We start from the raw sequence: 19,567 nt of genomic DNA on the forward strand, positions 1-19,567 counted from the left end.
CGGTAGCCCAGGCGGCCCTCGGTGCGCTCGCCCGGTGCCGCCTGGAGCTGGTCGCTCATCTCGGCTTCCAGAACCTGCTGGACCGCCTCGCGCACCAGCGTGCGCATCAGTTCCTCGTCTGTCCCCAATAACGCTCGCAGTGACGTGCGATCCGCAGTAGCCTGGCTCTTGTGAGTGGTCATGGTCTCGCCCTCCTTGAGGGGTTCCGGTGGTCGCTAACCAACCCGAATACCATGGCCGCTCACCTCCTGCCAGCTTCTGCACATAACTCAGCACACTACTCTCGAGAAGCGGAGAGCCTGGATATCACCCAGGACAAGACCGATTGCCAGCCCACTACAAACCGCCCTTGGTCTTCTCCGTGCACTCGGTCTCCTCTGTGGTGCAAAAATGCCCTTGACCTTCTTCGTGCCTTCGTGGTGAATCAAAACGACCGCACCAAGGCACATTGCCGCCGGCTCGCCCGGTTCAGAGGTAGCGCGAGACGCGGGGCACGGCGTCCAGCAGGTGGCGGGTGTACTCGGCCTTCGGGCTGGCCAGCACCTCCTCGGTGGCGCCGATCTCTTCCATGCGTCCGTCGTGCATCACCAGCATGCGATCGGAGAAGTACTCGACCACGCCCATGTCGTGGGTGATGAAGATCATCGCCAGACGCCGCTCGGCCCGCAGCCGGGCAAGGATCTGCAACACCTCGGCCTGCACCGACACGTCCAGCGCACTGGTGACCTCGTCGCAGATGATCACGTCCGGATCCAGCACCAGGGCCCGCGCGATCGCGATGCGCTGGCGCTGACCGCCGGAGAACTCGTGCGGATAGCGCCACAGGGTATCTTCCGGCAGCGCCACCTGCTGCAGGACCTGCCCGGCCAGGGCGATGCGTTCGTCCACGTCCGCCCCGATGCCGTGCACCGCCATCGGCTCGGTCAGCAGCGTCAGCACGTTCAGGCGCGGATTCAGGGACGAGGCCGGGTCCTGGAACACCACCTGCAGGTGGCGCCGCAGTCGGCGCAGGGGCTTGCGCGGCATGCGGGTCAGCGACTCGCCGCGGTAGCGGACCTCGCCACCGGTCGGTTCCACCAGGCGCAGGATGGCCCGGCCCAGGGTGGTCTTGCCACAGCCGGATTCGCCGACCACCGCCAGCACCTCGCCGTTCTCCAGCTCGAAACTGACATCGTCCACCGCGCGCACCACGTCGACCTGGCGGCGCATCAGCCCCTTGAGCACCGGGAAGTGCACCTGCAGCCCGGAGACCTGCAGCAGCGCATTGCGTCCGGCGCCCGGCACCGGCGGCAGCGGGGGCAGATTCTCCGGCAGGGCCTGGATCAGCTTGCGCGTATAAGCATCCTGCGGGTCGCGCAACAACGGCAGGCACTCGCCCTGCTCCACCAGCCGCCCCTCGCGCATCACCGCCACCCGGTCGGCCACCGAGGCCACCACCCCGAAGTCGTGGGTGATCAGCAGCACCGCCATGCCGTTCTTCTCGCGCAGGCGGTCGATCAGCTTCAGGATCTCGGCCTGGATGGTCACGTCCAGCGCGGTAGTCGGCTCGTCCGCGATCAGCAGGTCCGGCTCCGCCACCAGCGCCATCGCGATCATTACCCGCTGGCGCTGCCCGCCGGAGAGCTTGTGCGGATACTCGTCGCGGCGCTGTTCGGGGTTCGGCAGCTGCACCTCGCGCAGCACCTCCAGCGTGCGCGCGGCGCGCTGCTCCGGGCTCATCTGGGGGCGGTGCAGACGCAGCACCTCCTCGATCTGATCGCCCACGGTCAGCACCGGATTCAGCGAAGTCATCGGCTCCTGGAAGATCATCCCCACTCGGTCGCCGCGTACCTGCTGCATCGCCGGGGCTGGCAGCCCCAGCAGTTCCTGGCGTCCCTCGCGCCCGGCCAGCCAGACCTCGCCCGTGGGGCGCTCGAAGCCCTCGTCCAGCAGGCGCATGATGGCCAGCGCGGTGATCGACTTGCCGGAACCCGACTCCCCGACCAGCGCGAACAGTTCGCCACCGCGGATGGCGAAGCTCGCCTCCGCAACCAGCGGTGCCTCGCTGTCACGGTGACGGATCTGCAGGTTGCGCACCTCCAGCATGTTCAGCGCACCCCGCCGCTGGTCGCGCTGGTGGCACCGGCCGCCGGACGCGCGCCGGCATCGCGATTGGCACTGCGCGCGGCCGAGCGCGCGTGCGGGTCCACGGCGTCGCGCAGGGCCTCGCCGATCAGGTTGTAGGCGAACACCGTCAGGAAGATCGCCCCGCCGGGGAAGGCCGCCATCCACCAGTTGAAGGTGGAACTCTGTACCGCCTGGTTCAGCATCTGCCCCCAGGAGGGATCATCCACCAGACCCAGGCCGAGGAACGATAGCGTCGCCTCGGCGAGGATGGCCGAGGCGACCCCGAAACTGGCCGCCACCAGGATCGGCGCGATCCCGTTCGGCAGCATGTGCCGGAACAGGATCGACGGCAGCGACAGCCCCGACGCGATCGCCCCCTGCACGAAGTCCTGCTGGCGCAGGCGCAGGAACTCCGCGCGCACATAGCGCGCGTAGCCGGACCAGGAGGTCAGGCCGATGATCAGCATCATCAGGTACAGCGAGCGACCGAAGAAGGCGACGAAGGTCAGCAGCAGGAACAGCGTCGGGATCGCCTCGAAGATCTCCACCAGGCGCATGCCGATGATGTCCACGATCCCCGAGAAGTAGCCCATCAGCCCGCCCAGGATCACCCCGATCCCCAGCGCGATCCCGGTGGCGATGAAGCCGATGGACAGCGCGATGCGCGAGGCGTGGATCATGCGCGAGAGGACATCCGCACCGGTGTCGTCAGTGCCGAACCAGTGCACCCGATCCGGCGCCTCGCGCGGGGCCTCCAGGCCGGTATCGGCATAGTCGCGCAGGTAGTCGCGCGGCGAATACGGGATCGGGGCGCGAATCACAGTCTGGTATTCGCCCATGCGCTCGGCCTCGCGGTACTGATCGTGGATCACCAGCGACGGCGGCGAGACCGTCTGCCAGGCCACCGCGGCCAGCACCGCGCCCAGCGCGGCCCACAGCCCGAAGCGTCGCCAGGGCCGCCCGGGCAGGCGCCAGAAGACCAGCGCCAGCACCAGCAGACCGAACAGCGTCACGTCGGCTGCCGTCAGATAGCGCAGGAAGGGCATCGCCCACTCGCCGTCGGTGGTCTGCACCAGCAGCGGATGGGAGGTCGCCAGCACCGGCGCGAGGATCGCCACCAGAGTCAACAGCGCGATCCAGCCAATCCCGAGGCGCGCGCCCCAGCGCAGCAGGACCTCGCCCACCACGCGCCGCGCCCAGGAGCGGCTGCGGCGACCCCCGGTTTCCGGATGGCGGCTCGGCTCAGTCATAGTTCACCCGCGGATCGACGATGGCGTAGGCGAGGTCCGCCAGCAGGTAGCCGACCAGGGTCAGCACCCCGGAGATCAGGGTGATCGACAGCACCAGTTCGCGGTCGCGCGTCTGCACGGCCTCCACCGCCAGCTTGCCCATGCCGTCAATGGAGAAGATGGCCTCCACGATCACCGACCCGGCCAGCAGCGAGGGCAGCAGGGTGGCGGACACGGTGATCAGCGGCAGCAGGGAGTTGCGGAACACGTGGCGCCACAGCACGTCGTGCTCGGCGACCCCCTTGGCCCGCGCGGTGCGCGCATAGTCCGAGGTCAGGTTCTCCAGCACCGCCGAGCGCGACAGCTTGGCCAGGAACGCCAGCCCGCCGTAGGACAGACACAGCACCGGCAGCACCAGGTGCCAGGCCCGATCCAGCAGGAAGCCGGGCACCATGCTGCCCGGCGCCAGTCCGAGGGCCAGCGCAAGCCCCGCGCCCAGCCCCAGCGTCCCCAGATAGAAGCCGCGCAGCACCCCCCAGTCGCTGTGCGCCATCAGCCAGCCGACCGCGGCGCCGACCCCCATGGCGACCCCGGTACTGACCATCCCGGCAACGGCCAGGTCGCGGAACATCAGCCAGCCACACAGGGCCCCGAGTACGGCCCCGACCCCACCACGGATCCGCGCCGGCAGGGTTCGCGCCAGGTAGATCCCCAGGGCCGCGCCCAGAAACGGCAGGATCAGCAGCAGCGGCAGGGCCCACACCACCTCCACCGTCGGCAGGAAGGTCATATCCAGTGCCGCGCGCTGGCTGATGCCCCCGGTGGGAAACCACTGCCAGAACTGGTCGGAGGCGAAGAAGCCGATCAGCAGCACGCCCGCCAGCATGGTCGGCACCGACCACAGCGCCAGCAACACCACGCCGGATTGCGAGTCGAAGGCCTGGCCGTGCTGGGTGGCCGCGCGCACCCCCACGGCCACCGCGACGATGTAGATCAGCGGGATCGACAGCACGTTCAGCAGCAGCGTAATCGGCAACCGCTCCGCGATCAGGTCGACCACCGGGCGGCCGTAGCGAAAACTGGTCCCCAGGTTGGGCGCCTTGAAGTGCGGCCATCCGGTCAGTGAACCGTCCGCGTCCTGGGCGAAACCGATCGGCGAGATGTTGTTGAGCCAGCGCCCGAACTGCACCGGCGCCGGTTGATCCAGGCCGTAGAGGCGGTTGTAGTACTCCTCCATCGCCTTCTGCGCCTGCGGCTCCAGGCCCTGCCCCTCCACCAGGGTCAGGGCGCTGATGCCCCCGGGCGCCGCCGCCATCACCGCGAACACGACCACGGTGATGCCGAACAGGGTCGGCACCATCAGGATCATGCGGCGCAGGATATAGGTCAGCATCCCGCGCGCCGCCTGCCGATCGGTTCCACTACGTGGCCCATGGGCGACTACTGTCCGTAGCGCTGGAGTTCGAAGGGCACGTAGATCTCCAGCGGCACCGCCCCGAGGTTCAGCCCCAGCGCGGTCTGTTCCAGGTTCTGGATGCGCCGGTCGATGAAGGCCAGCGTCTGGCGCCGCATCAGGAAGGTGTAGGGCTGGTCCTCGTGCAGGATGCGCTCGGCCTCGCGCCACAGCTCCATGCGCGCCGGCTCGTCCACCTCGCCGCGGGCCGCCTCGATGATCGCGTCCAGCTCGGGGTTCTGGTAGTGGATAAAGTTATCGCCGCCGGAAACGGTCTGGCTGGAGTGGAACATCTGGTAGATATCCACCTCGACGCCACTGGTCCAGCCCAACGTGATGGCGTCGAAGTCCTGGCGAGAGAGCTTTTCCAGCATCACCGACCACTCGGTCGGCTGGGGCCGCATCTCCACTCCGGCACGCGCATAGAGATCGCGCAGGAACAGAGCGATGCGGCGGGTGTCCTCATTGTCCTGGAAATACGCCAGCTCGAAGGAGAACGGCTCGCCGTCCTCGTTCACCAGCACGCCATCCCGGTTACGCTCGCGGTAGCCGGCCTCGGCGAGCAGCTCCAGGGCCCGCTCGACATCAAAGGGGATGGGTTCGAGATCCGGATTGTGCTGATCGCTGCGTGGCGAGAACGGCGAGATCGCCCGCTCGGCATACCCCAGCATGACCTCCTCGATCAGCCGGTCGACGTCGGTCAGGTAGCTCATCGCCTTGCGCACCCGCGGATCGGCGAAGCGCGTTGGCTCGCCGTTGCGCTGCTGATTCCAGGCGATATAGGAATAGCCCGCCGTCGGACTCATGTACTCGTGGGTGTCCGCGCGTTCGCGCAGCGCCTCGTCGTCACGTAGCCGGGCGTATTCACGCGGCCGCGCGCCGTAGACATCGATATCCCGGTTGCGGAAGGTGGTCAGGCGCGCGCTGTCGTTCTGGATTACGCGCCAGACCAGGCGATCCAATGGCGGCTCGATCGGGCCCCAGTAGCGCGGGTTGCGCTCCAGCTCGATGCGCCCGGCGTCCGGCGTCCAGCCGGTCGGGTCCTCCAGCCGGTAGGGGCCGGAACCGAGCAGGATGCCGCGCGACTCGTTGAAGGTCTCGGGGTCCTCCAGGTAGCGCTCGTAGAAATGCTTCGGCAGCACATCGAGCCCACCGGCCACCCGCATCGCATCGAAGTAAGGTTCCTCGAACACGAACCGTACCGTGCGTTCGTCCACGGCCTCCACGGCCTCGACCTTCTCCAGGAAAGCACGCGCCCGCGGCACGGCGATGGCGTCGGTCATCAGGAAATCGAAGGTGAACTCGACGTCCTCCGCGGTCAGTGGCTCGCCATCGGAAAACTGGGGCCCCGAACGCAGGCGGAAGGTCAGCTCCGTCCCGCTGTCGTCGAATTCCCAGGACTCGGCCAGCAGACCCTGCCATTCCAGGGTGTCCGGATCGCGAACCACCAGCGACTCCAGCACATAGTTCTGCACCTCGGAGGCATAGGCATCCGAGGACACATACGGCGTAATGGTCGCGAGCCCGGTGCCAAAGGCCTGCACCAGCCAGTCACCCTCGGCGTAGTCCTCCTGCTCCGCGGCCCGTGCCGCGCGGCGGAAGGCCGACGGGACCGCGTCCGCCCGCGGGGCCTGCTCGGCCTCCATGCCGGCGAAACGTCCCGAGGCCAGGTCCGACTCCAGCCCCTGCAGGCTGCGCCGCAGCGCCCGCAGGTCCCGAGCCTGCTCGCTCATGGTGTTCTGCATGGAGGCCATGCGCTGCCACTGGCGGTCGATCTGGACCATCACCAGCAGCAACAGGATGCCCAGCACGATCAGGGTCACGATCCAACCGAAATGACGACTCACAAGACCTCCGGGTTGTTGCGCTGGCCGCCCGCCACACTGTTTTCGGCATGACGGGCGAGCGGTCGCGGGGACCGCGGGTGCTGGCACTATAGCAAGCCACCTGCTTCGGCTCATCGGGTGCTGGCCGCACTAGCACCACATCGGTATGATCCCGGAGACAGTCGCGCCCGTCCCCGGTTCCGCAGCCGGGCGGGCGCCGTCGAGACGGCCCGCCCGGGTACGTCCGCACGGATCCGAACCAAGGAGTGTCACATGGGTTTTCTGAAGGGCAAGCGCGCACTGATCGTCGGCGTTGCCAGCAACCGTTCCATCGCCTACGGCATTGCCGCGGCCATGCATCGCGAGGGCGCCGAGCTCGCCTTCACCTACCAGAACGAACGCCTGCGCGATCGCGTCGAGAAACTGGTCGCGGACTTCGACTCCGACATCCTGGTGCCCTGCAACGTCGAGGATGACCGCGAGATCGAACAGGTCTTCGAGCACCTGGACAATTACTGGGACGGCGTCGACATCCTGGTGCACTCGGTGGCCTTCGCACCCAAGGAGCAACTGGAAGGCGACTTCCTCGACAACATGACCCGCGACGGCTTCCGCATCGCGCACGACGTCAGCTCCTACAGCCTCGCGGCCTTTGCCAAGGCCGGCCGCGCGATGATGAAGGATCGAGACGCCTCCATCCTTACCCTCAGCTATCTGGGCGCCGAACGCTCGATGCCCAACTACAACGTGATGGGTCTGGCCAAGGCGAGCCTGGAGGCGAACGTCCGTTACCTGGCCTATACGCTGGGGCCGGAGAGCACCCGGGTGAACGCGATCTCCGCCGGCCCGATCCGCACCCTCGCGGCCTCCGGGATCGGCGAGTTCAAGCGCATCCTCGACCACGTCGAGGCCAATGCCCCGCTGCGGCGCAACGTGACCACCGAACAGGTCGGAAACGCCGGCGCCTTCCTCTGCTCCGATCTCGCCTCCGGCATCACCGGCGAGATCATGTATGTCGACTCCGGCTACAACACGGTGGGCCTGGGCGCGGCCGAGATCGGCCTCGACAACAAGTAGCTCGCGGGCTTCGGCCCCGATGCCGCCTCTTCCCGTGGCAGACATGGAAAAGCCCGGCCCGCATGAGCGGAGCCGGGCTTTCTTGTTTTCGGGCTGCAACCGGTCTCGGCCAATCAAACCCGCTCGGCATTAGCGGCCATAAGGCAAGGGCGTTGAACCACAGAGTGCACAGAGGACACGGAGAATTCGCAGGGACTGCTTAGCGCGAAGGTATTCCGAGAGACAGGACAAACGCATCGCTCCCCGCGCCCCGTCCAGTCAGTCACAATCGACGTTCTTCGTGGGCTCCGTGTCCTCCGTGGTGTTACGTCCCTTGGCCTTTCCAAACAACGACTCAGGCTAGTCGAGCGCGTCGGGGAAGCGCTTGATGTCGGCCTGCTCTTCCAGCCAGGCGAGGTAGGCCCGGAATTCGGCGCTGCCATAGGCATTACCGATCTGGTCACGCTCCTGCTGGCGTGCAGCGGCATCGGCGGCGTCCTCGCCCATACGCACCTCTTCCAGCACGGTCACGGCAAAGTCGCCGTCGCCGATCCGGGCACCGGCGATCTCCACCGCGCCCTCGCCCGGGGCCGGCAGGCGGAACAGGTGGTCCTGCAAGCCGGTGGGCAGTTCCGCGGCGCGCTCGCGGGTGACCTCGACCGAGCGACTCCAGGCCCCGTTCTCGTCCGCCTCTGAGGCCCAGTCCTCCGCCGCGGTCAGGCGCTCGATCAGGGCCTCGCCGGCTTCACGGGCAGCATCGGCCGCCGCCTGACGCTGCAGGCGCTCGCGAATCGTGTCTTCCACCTCCGCCAGCGGGCGCACCTCGGACGGCTGGTGTTCGTCGACCCGCAGGATCACCGTGGAGCCGTCCTGCAGGTCGATTGCCTCGCTGTTGTGGCCGTCTTCCAGCACCCGCGGATCAAACGCCGCATTGCGAATGGAGCGGTGCCGCGCAATGCCGTCCCCGGAGCCCCGCGAGAACCAGTCGCTGGTCTGGATCTCCAGCCCGGTCGCATCGGCCGCCGGCTCCAGGCTGTCGGGGAACTCGATCCCCAGCGCCATCATGTCGTCCAGGGCGTCGATCTGCATCTGCTCCGCCGTGCGATCGCGCAGATCCTGCTCGACCTCGTCGCGGATCTCTTCGAACGGCTGCGGCTGGGCCTCCTGGATCGCGGTCACCTCGAGGATGAACCAGCCTCGCTCGGTGCGCACCGGCTGGCTGATCAGGTCCTTCGGCAGGGTAAAGATCACGGTCTCCAGCGTGGAGCCCAGATCCCCCCGGGCGATCTCGCCCAGCTCCCCGCCACGGTCGGCGGTCAGGCTGTCCTCCGAGTATTCCTCGGCCAGCTCGGCAAAGTCCTCGCCGGCCTCCAGCCGCTCGCGCAGCTCCCGGATGCGGGCCTCGCCCTCCTCGCCCGTGTCCTGAATACGGATCTGGCGCACCTCGCGCAGCTCCGGCTGCTCGTAGCGGCTGCGGTTCACCCGGTAGTGCTCGCGCACCTGGTCCTCGGTGACCTCGACCCCGGCCTCCAGGCCCTCCGGATCCAGCCGGAGATAACTCACCCGTACGCGCTCGGTGGTGGTGAACTCATCGGGATTGGCTTCGTAGTAAGCCTGAATGGCGTCCTCGTCCACCACGTCCGGACGGTCGAACTCGTCCGCGGAGAAGACCCGCCAGCTGGCCACGCGGGTCTGGTTGCGCAGACGACTGTAGTCTTCCACCAGGCTTTCCGGTACCACGCCGGTCGCCTGGATCCCCCGCTGGATCTGCGACAGCACAATGCTGCGCGCGATGTCCTGTTCGAAGTCCGCAGGACTGATGCGCTGGGCGTTCAGCAGCTGGCTGTAGCGTTCGCGGCTGAAGCGCCCCTCTTCCTGAAAGACCGGCATGCCGCGGATCTCGCGCAGCACGCTGTCACCGGCGGCCTTGAACCCGGCGGAATCCGCCGCCTGGCGCAACAGTTCCTGACGGATCAGCGTCTCCAGGGCCTGCAGGCGGATGCCCTGCTCGTCGAGCACATCATCGGGGATCTCGCCGCCGAACATGCGCGCCATCTCGTCGCGCTGGGCGCGCGCCTCCTGATGCACATCGCGCACCGCGATATCCGTGCCGTTCACCTCGGCCGCCACCAGCGGGCCGGCCCCGCCGAAGTACTCGCCCAGGCCCCACAGGGCAAAGGGAATGGTGATCAGGCCGATGATCACATAGGCGAGCCAGCCGCTCGCCCGGTCACGAATCGCTTGCAACATGATGGTCTCTGCTCACTCCGCCGTGGAGAGGAAATCGGGAATCAACCGCCGATGGTAGCAGGCGCGCCCGCGCACGTCTGCGCCTAGGTTATCCACCACGAAGCGCACGAAGGCACGAAGAAGGGCAAGGTCAAGGGCGTTTGCACCACAGAGGACACGGAGGGCACGGAGAAAGTCGATAGCGATCCGCGGGAAGGACAGAGCATCGTAGGATTGGAAGGATGAAGTTGTGTCAGGGGGGGGGACGGCGCGTGTTGCCGCGGCCCCGAATTCCTTGCCCTTCTCCGTGTCCTTCGTGTCCTCTGTGGTGCAAACGCCCTTGACCTTCTTTTCTCCTGGATCGCAATAGCCAAAAAAGAAAAAGGCGCCACAAGGGCGCCTTTCTCGGAGATGGCGGAGCGGACGGGACTCGAACCCGCGACCCCCGGCGTGACAGGCCGGTATTCTAACCAGCTGAACTACCGCTCCGTATTCTTGCAGTGCAACCAGGGTCAGGGTTGCACTTGGTGGGTGCTGACGGGTTCGAACCGCCGACATTCGCCTTGTAAGGGCGACGCTCTACCAACTGAGCTAAGCACCCGATAAAGCGCGCTAGTTTACTCGATCCTTGAGCGCTTTACCAGCCTTGAACGAAGGCGTTTTCGAAGCGGCGATCTGGATGGTCTGACCGGTACGCGGGTTACGACCGGTGCGGGCCTCACGCTCGCGCACCAGGAAGGTACCGAAGCCGACAAGGGAGACCTGGTCACCCTTGGCGAGGGTGTCGCCAACAACACTTACCATGGCATCCACGATCCGGCCGGCCTGGGCCTTGGGGACATCGGCTTCCGCCGCGATCGCGTCGATCAGTTCGGATTTATTCATGAAGCGCTTCCTTATCTCAGTGGTGACTCAGGCTTTCTGCCGGACTGGGCCTAGCTTACACCAGCCGGAGGCCTTTTCTCCATGGCCCCGCAACTGCCCTCGGCGAGAAATCAGGTGATGCGGATGGGGTTATAGCAAGCCCCCGGAAAACGAGTCAAACGCGATCTCCTGACCGCCCCCGCACGGGTGTGATCCAGTCCACAAAAAACCGCGGAGCCCCGGTCTGCGGGTCCCCGCGGTTTCCGTCCGTTTACAGACGCTTAGTGGTGCCGAACCCGGCGACGGCCGGATTCCTTGGCCGGTTTGACGACTTCTTCGACCTTCTCCGGGGTTTCGCCCGCCTTGCCCTCCGGCATATGCGTCAGCGCCACCTCCAGGACCTCGTCGATCCAGCGCACCGGGCGAATATCGAGCTTCTGCTTGATGTTCTTCGGGATGTCGACCAGATCCTTCTCGTTTTCTTCGGGGATCAGGACCGTGCGGATCCCGCCGCGATGGGCGGCCAGCAGCTTCTCCTTCAACCCGCCGATCGGGAGGACCTGGCCGCGCAGGGTGATCTCCCCGGTCATCGCCACATCCGCTCGCACCGGGATCCCGGTCAGTGCCGAGACGATCGCGGTGCACATGCCGATACCGGCAGATGGTCCGTCCTTGGGCGTCGCACCCTCCGGCACGTGGATATGCAGGTCCTTCTTCTCGTGGAAGTTTTCCTCCAGCCCCAGGGCCTCGGCACGCGAGCGCACCACGGTCAGCGCCGCGTGGATGGATTCCTGCATCACGTCGCCGAGCTTCCCGGTCTGCTGGGTCTTGCCCTTGCCCGGGACCACGCTGGCCTCGATAGTCAGCAGCTCGCCCCCGACCTCGGTCCAGGCCAGACCGGTCACCTGACCGATCTGATCGTTCTCCTCGGCCAGGCCGAAGCGGAAACGGCGCACGCCCAGGTACTTCTCCAGCGTCTTCGGGGTCACCGACGTGGTCCGCGCACGCTCCTTCTCGCTGGCCAGCAGGCGCTGCTTGGCCACCTTGCGGCAGACCTTGGCGATCTCGCGCTCCAGCGAGCGCACACCGGCCTCCCGGGTGTAATAGCGCACGATGTCGCGCACCGCCGCATCGGAGATCTGGATCTCGGCCGGCTTCAGGCCATTGGCCTTGATCTGCTTGTCGAGCAGGTAGTTGTGGGCGATGTTGACCTTCTCGTCCTCGGTGTAGCCGGACAGCCGGATGACCTCCATGCGATCCAGCAGCGGCCCGGGGATGTGCATGCTGTTGGCCGTGGCCACGAACATCACGTCGGACAGGTCGAAATCGACCTCCAGATAGTGGTCGCTGAACGTGTGGTTCTGCTCCGGATCCAGCACCTCGAGCATGGCCGAGGCGGGGTCGCCCCGGAAATCCATCGCCATCTTGTCGATCTCGTCGAGCAGGAACAGCGGGTTGCGCACCCCGACCTTGGCCAGGTTCTGGATGATCTTGCCCGGCAGCGAGCCGATGTAGGTGCGACGGTGGCCGCGGATCTCGGCCTCGTCACGCACCCCGCCCAGCGCCATGCGCATGAACTTGCGGTTGGTCGCACGAGCGATGGACTGACCCAGCGAGGTCTTGCCGACGCCGGGCGGGCCCACCAGGCACAGGATCGGGCCCTTCAGCTTGCGCACTCGCGACTGCACGGCGAGGTACTCGAGGATGCGTTCCTTGACCTCTTCTAGGCCGTAGTGGTCCTCGTTGAGGATCTTCTCGGCACGCGCCAGATCCTTGCTGACCCGGGTCTTCTTCTTCCACGGGACATTGACCAGCCAGTCGATGTAGCTGCGCACGACGGTGGCCTCGGCCGACATCGGCGACATCATCTTCAGCTTGTTCAGCTCGGCGGTGGCCTTCTTCTTGGCCTCCTCCGGCATCCCGGCCTTCTCGATCTTCTCGGCCAGGTCTTCCTGTTCGTTCGGCGCGTCCTCGAGGTCGCCCAGCTCCTTCTGAATGGCCTTCATCTGCTCATTCAGGTAGTACTCGCGCTGGGACTTCTCCATCTGCTGCTTCACGCGGCCGCGGATCTTCTTCTCGATCTGCAGCACGTCCATCTCGCCCTCGATCTTGGCGACCAGGTGCTCCAGGCGTTCGCGCACATTGGCGATCTCGAGGACCTGCTGCTTCTCCTCGAGCTTCAGGGACATGTGCGCGGCGATGGTATCGGCCAGGCGCGAGGTGTCGTCGATCCCGGCCAGCGAAGTCAGGATCTCCGGCGGGACCTTCTTGTTCAGCTTGATGTACTGCTCGAACTGGTTCAGCGCGGAGCGGCCGAGGACCTCGAGTTCCTTGTCCTCGGTGTCGTATTCCTCGTCGATCAGCCGGATGTCGGAGACGAAGTAGTCCTCCTCCTTCTCGGCATCACCGGTGGTGGAAACATCCATCACGCGGGCGCGCTGGGCCCCCTCCACCAGCACCTTGATGGTGCCGTCGGGCAGGCGCAGCAGTTGCAGGATGTTGCCCAGGGTACCGATATCGTGCAGATCGCCGGCTTCGGGTTCGTCGACCTCGGCGCTCTTCTGGGCGACCAGCAGGACCTGCTTGTTCTCGGCCATGGCCGAATCCAGCGCGCGGATCGACTTCTCGCGACCCACGAACAGCGGGATGACCATGTGCGGATAGACCACGACATCGCGAAGCGGCAGCACCGCGACGCGCTTGACGGGGGAGTCCACCTCGTTCTGGGAGGAGTGGGTATCGGTCATGTTGCCCCCTCAGGGCTGGACGAATGTACAGAAGGAAGTGGGGGCGGCGGCGCCCATTTCAAGGGCGCCGCAACACTTCCGCTCAGGAATCCGCGGCCGCCTGCTTCTTGGCGAACGAGTCGTTCTCGTACACCAGATACGGCTCGGCATCGCCGCGGATCACCGCCTCGTCGATCACCACCTTGCTGACGCCTTCCATGGACGGCAGCTCGTACATGGTGTCGAGCAGGATGTTCTCCATGATGGTGCGCAGGCCGCGCGCCCCGGTCTTGCGCTCCATCGCCTTGTGGGCGATCGCGGACAGGGCGTCGTCGCGGAACTCCAGTTCCACCCCTTCCATCTCGAACAGGCGGGCATACTGCTTGACCAGGGCGTTCTTCGGCTGGGTCAGGATGGTGATCAGCGCGTCCTCGTCCAGCTCGTCCAGGGTCGCCTGCACCGGCAGGCGACCCACGAACTCGGGGATCAGCCCATAGCGCACCAAGTCGTCGGCCTCCAGCTGCTTGAGCCACTGGCCACCGGACTTGGCCGCCTCGGTGGTACGCAGCTCGGCGCCAAAGCCGATGCCGCCCTTCTCGGCGCGCTGCTGGATGACCTTCTCCAGCCCGGAGAAGGCCCCGCCGCAGATGAACAGGATGTTGCTGGTATCGACCTGCAGGAACTCCTGCTGCGGATGCTTGCGTCCGCCCTGCGGGGGGACCGAGGCGGTGGTGCCCTCGATCAGCTTCAGCAACGCCTGCTGCACACCCTCGCCCGAGACGTCACGGGTGATGGAGGGGTTGTCCGACTTGCGCGAGACCTTGTCGATCTCGTCGATGTAGACGATGCCGTTCTCGGCCTTCTCCACATCGTAGTCGCACTTCTGCAGCAGCTTCTGGATGATGTTCTCGACATCCTCGCCCACGTAACCGGCCTCGGTCAGCGTGGTCGCGTCGGCGATGGTGAACGGGACGTTCAGTACTCGCGCCAGCGTCTCGGCCAGCAGCGTCTTGCCGGAGCCGGTCGGGCCGATCAGCATGATGTTCGACTTGGACAGCTCGACATCGTCCTTGCCGGCCTTGGCCTGCAGACGCTTGTAGTGGTTGTACACCGCGACCGAGAGGATCTTCTTCGCGGAGTTCTGGCCGATCACGTAATCGTCCAGGATCGCGCGGATCTCGTGCGGGGTCGGGAGGGAATCCCGCTCGGTGTGGCCGGCCTCCTGCATCTCCTCGCGGATGATGTCATTGCACAGCTCGACGCACTCGTCGCAGATGAATACGGATGGCCCGGCGATCAGCTTGCGCACCTCGTGCTGACTCTTTCCGCAGAAAGAACAGTACAGGAGCTTGCCGTCGGCGGAGGGGGTGGTTTCGTCGCTCATCCGTTTGCCTCGGTTGCGATTTCAGTGTTCTTCAAAACATGCCCCGTTTGCCTGTGAGTTGCAAACGGGCCAAGCAGAAGTCCGGTATTGAGGCCCCGCCCCGGAGCCGGTTTCCGGGGCGCGGTTGCGATCGGCGCGGACGAGGGGATCAGTCGTCCGCGGAGTTGCGGTGGGTCAGGACGTGGTCGACCAGGCCGTATTCCTTGGCGTCGGTCGCGGTCATGAAACGGTCGCGATCGGTGTCCTGCTCGATCTTCTCGATCGGCTGGCCGGTGTGGTGGGCCAGTACGCGGTTCAGCTCGTCGCGGATCTTCAGGATCTCGCGGGCATGGATATCGATATCCGACGCCTGACCCTGAAAGCCGCCCAGCGGCTGGTGGATCATCACCCGCGAGTGCGGCAGCGTATGGCGCTTGCCGGGGGCCCCGCCCGCCAGCAGAACAGCGCCCATGCTCGCGGCCTGGCCCACGCACAGCGTGCTGACCTCGGGCTTGATGAACTGCATGGTGTCGTAGATCGCCATGCCAGCGGTGACCGCGCCCCCCGGGGAGTTGATGTACAGGCTGATCTCCTTGTCCGGGTTCTCCGACTCGAGGAACAGCAGCTGAGCCACGATCACGTTGGCCATGTAGTCCTCGACCGGACCCACACAGAAGATGACCCGGTCCTTCAGCAGACGGGAATAGATGTCGTAGGCGCGCTCGCCGCGGGCGGTCTGTTCGACCACCATCGGGACCAGGTTCAGGCCCTGGGCATGCTGCGCACCCTGGTCGGCCATGTCGTGGCTCATTCAGTCGACTCCTTGTTCGGATTCATGACGTCCTGGAAGCTGGTTTCCTTCTCGGTGACCTTGGCCTGCTCGACCACCCAGTCGACCACCTGGTCTTCCAGCACCAGCGACTCCAGGTTGCTCTTGGCCTGGGGATTGGAGCGGTAGTAGTTCTTCACCTCTTCCGGGTCCTCGTAGGTCGCGGCCATCTCCTCGAGATCGCGCTCGACGCGCTCGGCGTCCACCTCGAACCCCTTCTGGTCGATGATCGCACGCAGGGCCAGCCCCAGGCGGACGCGGCGCTTCGCCTCGTCCTCGAACAGGCTGTCCGGCAGCGGCTGGGTCTGCTCGGCACCCCCGAAACGCTTCTCGGCTTCCTCGCGCAGACGGTTGATCTCCGACTTCACCAGGGCGTCCGGCAGGTCGAAGTCGTGCTTGTCGACCACGGCCTCCAGGACCTGCTGCTTCACCCGGCCCTTCAGGGCCTGACGCAGTTCCCGCTCCATATTGGACCGCACATCAGCGCGAAGTTTCTCCACCGAGCCGTCCTCGATGCCGAATTTCTTCGCGAACTCTTCGTCGACCTCCGGCAGCTTGGGCCCCTCGACCTGCTTGATGGTCAGGGCGAACTGCGCGGTCTGGCCCTTCAGGTTCTCCGCCGGGTAATCCTCGGGGAAGGTGACGTCGATGGTCGGCTCCTCGCCGGCCTTCACGCCCTTGAGCTGCTTCTCGAAGCTCTCGATCAGGCGCCCGGCGCCGACCTCGACCTGGAAGTCCTCGGCCTTGCCGCCCTCGAACTCCTCGCCGTTCAGGGTGCCGACGAAGTCCAGGGTGACACGGTCGCCCTTCTTCGCCTTGCGCTTGACCTCGGCCCACTCCTTGTTCTGCTCGCGCAGCGAGTCAATTACGCGGTCGATGTCCTCGTCCGCCACCTCGGCCTTCGGCCGCTCGATCTCGACGTCGGCGAAGTCGGCCACCTGCACCTCCGGGAACACCTGGAAGCTGGCGGTGAACTCGATGGCGTCGCCGCCCTCCAGGCTGGTCGGCTCGATGCTCGGGTTACCGGCCGGTTCCAGGCCCTCCTGCTGCACCGCCTCGCGGTAGCTCTCCTGCAGGACCTCGCTCAGCACCTCCTGGTAGACGCCGGTGCCATAGCGCTGGCGCACCACCTTCAGCGGGACCTTGCCCGGGCGAAACCCGTCCAGCTTGACCCGCTTGGCCAGGGACTTCAGGCGGTTGTCGACCTCGGTGTCGACCCGCTCGGAGGGGACCTGGATGGTCATCTTGCGTTCCAGGTTGCCGGTGGCTTCAACAGAAACTTGCATGGAGGGCCTCGTCATAGTTCGGATATCGGTCATCCCTGCCGATCGCAGTGGTAACCTTCATGGCGTTGGGAAATGCGGACTGTGGTGCGAAAGGAGAGACTCGAACTCTCACGGGTTTTACCCCACTGGGACCTAAACCCAGCGCGTCTACCAGTTCCGCCACTTTCGCGATCTTGCAGAAAACTCTTGTTGTGTTCGCGCGTTAGCCGCGCATTCTAGCGTGTTCCCCGCCCACAAACACAAAAGGCCCGTATGAACGGGCCCTTGTGCCGGCGCGGGGACCGGAGAAAATGGTGGGTCGTGTAGGATTCGAACCTACGACCAATTGGTTAAAAGCCAACTGCTCTACCAACTGAGCTAACGACCCTTTTCGGTTTGGCCGGCGGCGACCCCGCGGGTCGCCCTGGCCGAGCTGCAAAACCGAAGGCCCGGGATCACCGGGCCTCCAGTGCCGCGTAGTTTACGGCGCGGCGGGGAAAACGCAAGGCGCCCCCGCCGCTACGCCATCAGATGGCTTCCAGCTTGCGCATGCCACCCGGCAGCAGCTTCATGTCCACCAGCGAGGTGATCAGCGCCTTGCCGAAGGAGGCCTCGTCTTCGTAGACCATCTTGTAGTACTGGATCTTCATGGTCAGCGCGGCCCCGAAGACGATCATGATGAAGGTCAGGAAGCCGCCCAGCGCGAGCGTGGAGATCCCGGTGATGCCCTGGCCGATGGTGCAGCCCATCGCCAGCACGCCACCGAAGCCCATCAGGATCGCGCCGATGAAGTGGTTCACGAAGTCGCGCACCGAGGCGAACCACTCGAAGCGGAACGCACGGGTAACCAGGGCCCAGAAGAAGGAGCCGAGGATCACGCCGGCCAGCGCCATCACGCCGAAGTACAGCACGGTGTTGTCAAACCCGCTCGACACGTAACGCAGGCTCTGGCCCATCGGATTGATGAAGGTGAACGACTGGTTGGCCCACGGGGCACTCTCGGACGGGCGCTCACCCGCGTCGGCATCGGCCACGAAGTCCCAATCGGCCACGTAGGCCTGCGGGGTATAGGTGTCCATGCCATCGTCGATCTGGATGTTGCTGGTCAGCCACCAGGCGCCGAGCACCATCAGGCCGATCACCAGACCGCCCAGGATGTTGTCAAAGCTCTTGCGGAAGTCCGCGGCCTTGAAGATCAGGGCCAGCAGCAGCACGCCGATCACCGCGCCCAGCACCAGGCGGGCGGTCAGGCCGTTCTCTTCGCCGGCCACCAGGGTACCCAGGTCCTGGCCCGCCGGGGTGGAGATGGCCAGCGCGGTGGTCCAGTCCATGAACAGCAGGGAATAGAGGGTATCGGAAGTACCCGGCAGCGGGCGCACCATGTAGTAGGCGATGATCGCGATCACGATCAGCACCATCAGCGACTTGATGTTGCCGCCACCGACGCGCACCAGGGTCTTGTTCCCGCAGCCGGAGGCGTAGGTCATGCCGATCCCGAACAGGAAGCCGCCCAGGGCATGCTCGACCCACTGGAACTCGCTCATGCGGTAGTTCGGGAAGGAACCGTCGGCGCTCAGCACCCCGAAGAACTCGAGGATGGCCACGCCCAGCATGGCCACGGCGATCGCTAGCAGCCAGGAGCGCATACGCCCGGTATCACCCATGTTCACCCAGTCGGAGACGGCGCCCATGGTGCAGAAGTTGGTCTTGTTCGCCACGGCCCCCATGATGAAGGCGAGGATGAACGCCCCACCGAGGAACGCCATCGCGGCAGTTGAAAAACTGGAGAATTCCATCACGTATCCTCTCGACGAAAGATTTCAGGGCAGGCCTGCACCCACGGGGTGCGCAGCATACATCGGACGCTAGACGAGATCGAGCCCGTTTTCATTCCTGCGGGAACGAACATGCAGCCGGCGGGCTGCCGGCGGGCATCACGCGGGGATATAGCGGGTCGGGTCCGGCACGCCGGCCGCAGCAAAGCCCTCGCGCCGGATGCGGCAACTGTCGCAGCGGCCGCAGGCGCGCCCCTCGGCATCGGCCTGATAGCAGCTGACCGTGTGGCGGTAGTCCACCCCGAGCTCGCTGCCCGCCCGGATGATCTCGGCCTTGGACAGGTGCATCAGCGGCGCCCGCACCTCCCAGGGCGTGCCCTCGACCCCGCTGCGGGTGGCCACCCGGGCCAGGTCGCGGAACGCGTCGATGAAGGCCGGACGGCAATCCGGATAACCGGAATAGTCCACCGCATTGGCGCCGACGTAGAGCAGCCGCGCGTCCAGGGTCTCGGCCAGCCCCAGGGCCAGGGCCAGAAACACCGTGTTGCGCGCCGGCACGTAGGTCACCGGGATGCCCTCGGTCGGCGCGGTCGGTACGTCGATCGCCGTGTCTGTCAGCGCCGAGCCACCGATGGCGCTCAGGTCCACCGCCACCACGCGGTGGTCGGTCACGCCCTGGTCCGCGGCGACCCGCCGCGCAGCCTCCAGCTCGGTCCGGTGGCGCTGTCCATAGTCAATGGACAGGGCATGGCACTCCAGGCCTTCGGCGCGCGCCATGGCCAGGCAGGTCGCCGAGTCGAGCCCGCCCGAGAGCAGCACCACGGCCTGTTCCGCGCGTTCGTTCAT

The 19,567-nt window shown here is 66.0% G+C and carries 14 protein-coding genes and 4 tRNA genes; 1 reads left to right on the forward strand and 17 read right to left on the reverse strand.

The window, feature by feature from the left end; all coding sequences use genetic code 11:
- From D105_RS15105 to D105_RS0111565, 5 genes are all read right to left on the reverse strand, one after another.
- Positions 1-182 (reverse strand): transposase (locus D105_RS15105; RefSeq protein ID WP_196799921.1); only part of this gene is annotated, 182 nt, incomplete at its 3' end.
- A gap of 286 nt (positions 183-468) precedes the next feature.
- Positions 469-2,085: an ABC transporter ATP-binding protein gene (locus D105_RS0111550; protein ID WP_018867489.1), complete on the reverse strand. Its 1,617-nt coding sequence runs from the start codon at positions 2,083-2,085 to the stop codon at positions 469-471.
- A gap of 2 nt (positions 2,086-2,087) precedes the next feature.
- A complete protein-coding gene (locus D105_RS0111555; RefSeq protein WP_018867490.1) occupies positions 2,088-3,356 on the reverse strand; it encodes an ABC transporter permease in 1,269 nt (422 codons plus the stop codon).
- The gene (locus D105_RS0111560; RefSeq protein WP_018878515.1) at positions 3,349-4,728 is read right to left on the reverse strand and encodes an ABC transporter permease; all 1,380 of its coding nucleotides are present in this window, start codon (positions 4,726-4,728) and stop codon (positions 3,349-3,351) included. Before D105_RS0111560 ends, D105_RS0111555 begins: the two co-directional genes overlap by 8 nt.
- Positions 4,729-4,775: 47 nt before the next feature.
- Positions 4,776-6,635 (reverse strand): peptide-binding protein, encoded by a 1,860-nt coding sequence (locus D105_RS0111565; protein WP_018878516.1) that lies wholly within the window; start codon positions 6,633-6,635, stop codon positions 4,776-4,778.
- Positions 6,636-6,887: 252 nt separating this feature from the next.
- Here D105_RS0111565 and D105_RS0111570 point away from each other — a divergent pair, with 252 nt between their 5' ends.
- A complete protein-coding gene (locus D105_RS0111570; RefSeq protein WP_018867493.1) occupies positions 6,888-7,691 on the forward strand; it encodes an enoyl-ACP reductase in 804 nt (267 codons plus the stop codon).
- A 339-nt stretch (positions 7,692-8,030) separates the two neighbouring features.
- On the opposite strand, the gene D105_RS0111575 is transcribed toward D105_RS0111570, so the two are convergent.
- The 12 genes from D105_RS0111575 to queC all read right to left on the reverse strand — a co-directional run bounded on the left by D105_RS0111575 (position 8,031) and on the right by queC (position 19,567).
- Positions 8,031-9,920 (reverse strand): SurA N-terminal domain-containing protein, encoded by a 1,890-nt coding sequence (locus D105_RS0111575; RefSeq protein WP_018878517.1) that lies wholly within the window; start codon positions 9,918-9,920, stop codon positions 8,031-8,033.
- A gap of 391 nt (positions 9,921-10,311) precedes the next feature.
- Positions 10,312-10,388: transfer RNA gene (locus D105_RS0111580), tRNA-Asp, on the reverse strand.
- 36 nt (positions 10,389-10,424) lie between these two features.
- A tRNA-Val gene (locus tag D105_RS0111585) sits at positions 10,425-10,500 on the reverse strand.
- Positions 10,501-10,511: 11 nt separating this feature from the next.
- Positions 10,512-10,784, reverse strand: coding sequence for an HU family DNA-binding protein (locus D105_RS0111590; RefSeq protein WP_017940837.1), 273 nt, complete (start codon positions 10,782-10,784; stop codon positions 10,512-10,514).
- Positions 10,785-11,044: 260 nt separating this feature from the next.
- Positions 11,045-13,510 (reverse strand): endopeptidase La, encoded by a 2,466-nt coding sequence (lon, locus tag D105_RS0111595; RefSeq protein WP_018867495.1) that lies wholly within the window; start codon positions 13,508-13,510, stop codon positions 11,045-11,047.
- 82 nt (positions 13,511-13,592) lie between these two features.
- Positions 13,593-14,873 (reverse strand): ATP-dependent Clp protease ATP-binding subunit ClpX, encoded by a 1,281-nt coding sequence (gene clpX / locus D105_RS0111600; protein WP_018867496.1) that lies wholly within the window; start codon positions 14,871-14,873, stop codon positions 13,593-13,595.
- 148 nt (positions 14,874-15,021) lie between these two features.
- Positions 15,022-15,663: an ATP-dependent Clp endopeptidase proteolytic subunit ClpP gene (clpP, locus tag D105_RS0111605; protein WP_018867497.1), complete on the reverse strand. Its 642-nt coding sequence runs from the start codon at positions 15,661-15,663 to the stop codon at positions 15,022-15,024.
- Positions 15,660-16,967, reverse strand: coding sequence for a trigger factor (tig, locus tag D105_RS0111610; protein WP_026279296.1), 1,308 nt, complete (start codon positions 16,965-16,967; stop codon positions 15,660-15,662). Before tig ends, clpP begins: the two co-directional genes overlap by 4 nt.
- An 82-nt stretch (positions 16,968-17,049) precedes the next feature.
- Positions 17,050-17,136: transfer RNA gene (locus tag D105_RS0111615), tRNA-Leu, on the reverse strand.
- A gap of 122 nt (positions 17,137-17,258) precedes the next feature.
- Positions 17,259-17,334 (reverse strand) — tRNA-Lys (locus D105_RS0111620).
- A gap of 139 nt (positions 17,335-17,473) precedes the next feature.
- Positions 17,474-18,742 carry a YeeE/YedE family protein gene (locus tag D105_RS0111625; protein WP_028484713.1) on the reverse strand — a complete coding sequence of 423 codons (1,269 nt, stop codon included), beginning with the start codon at positions 18,740-18,742 and terminating at the stop codon, positions 17,474-17,476.
- Positions 18,743-18,880: 138 nt separating this feature from the next.
- A complete protein-coding gene (gene queC, locus D105_RS0111630) occupies positions 18,881-19,567 on the reverse strand; it encodes a 7-cyano-7-deazaguanine synthase QueC (RefSeq protein WP_018867500.1) in 687 nt (228 codons plus the stop codon).

It is taken from the genome of Thioalkalivibrio sp. ALE28 (assembly GCF_000377425.1).
Lineage (GTDB): Bacteria > Pseudomonadota > Gammaproteobacteria > Ectothiorhodospirales > Ectothiorhodospiraceae > Thioalkalivibrio.

What these genes read in the sequence shown, in the direction of transcription:
- D105_RS0111550 (WP_018867489.1), bottom strand. Translation starts at nt 2,085, where the DNA reads ATGCTGGAGGTGCGCAACCTGCAGATCCGTCACCGTGACAGCGAGGCA.
- D105_RS0111555 (WP_018867490.1), bottom strand. Translation starts at nt 3,356, where the DNA reads ATGACTGAGCCGAGCCGCCATCCGGAAACCGGGGGTCGCCGCAGCCGC.
- D105_RS0111560 (WP_018878515.1), bottom strand. Translation starts at nt 4,728, where the DNA reads ATGCTGACCTATATCCTGCGCCGCATGATCCTGATGGTGCCGACCCTG.
- D105_RS0111570 (WP_018867493.1), top strand. Translation starts at nt 6,888, where the DNA reads ATGGGTTTTCTGAAGGGCAAGCGCGCACTGATCGTCGGCGTTGCCAGC.
- D105_RS0111575 (WP_018878517.1), bottom strand. Translation starts at nt 9,920, where the DNA reads ATGTTGCAAGCGATTCGTGACCGGGCGAGCGGCTGGCTCGCCTATGTG.
- D105_RS0111590 (WP_017940837.1), bottom strand. Translation starts at nt 10,784, where the DNA reads ATGAATAAATCCGAACTGATCGACGCGATCGCGGCGGAAGCCGATGTC.
- lon (WP_018867495.1), bottom strand. Translation starts at nt 13,510, where the DNA reads ATGACCGATACCCACTCCTCCCAGAACGAGGTGGACTCCCCCGTCAAG.
- clpX (WP_018867496.1), bottom strand. Translation starts at nt 14,873, where the DNA reads ATGAGCGACGAAACCACCCCCTCCGCCGACGGCAAGCTCCTGTACTGT.
- clpP (WP_018867497.1), bottom strand. Translation starts at nt 15,663, where the DNA reads ATGAGCCACGACATGGCCGACCAGGGTGCGCAGCATGCCCAGGGCCTG.
- tig (WP_026279296.1), bottom strand. Translation starts at nt 16,967, where the DNA reads ATGCAAGTTTCTGTTGAAGCCACCGGCAACCTGGAACGCAAGATGACC.
- D105_RS0111625 (WP_028484713.1), bottom strand. Translation starts at nt 18,742, where the DNA reads ATGGAATTCTCCAGTTTTTCAACTGCCGCGATGGCGTTCCTCGGTGGG.
- queC (WP_018867500.1), bottom strand. Translation starts at nt 19,567, where the DNA reads ATGAACGAACGCGCGGAACAGGCCGTGGTGCTGCTCTCGGGCGGGCTC.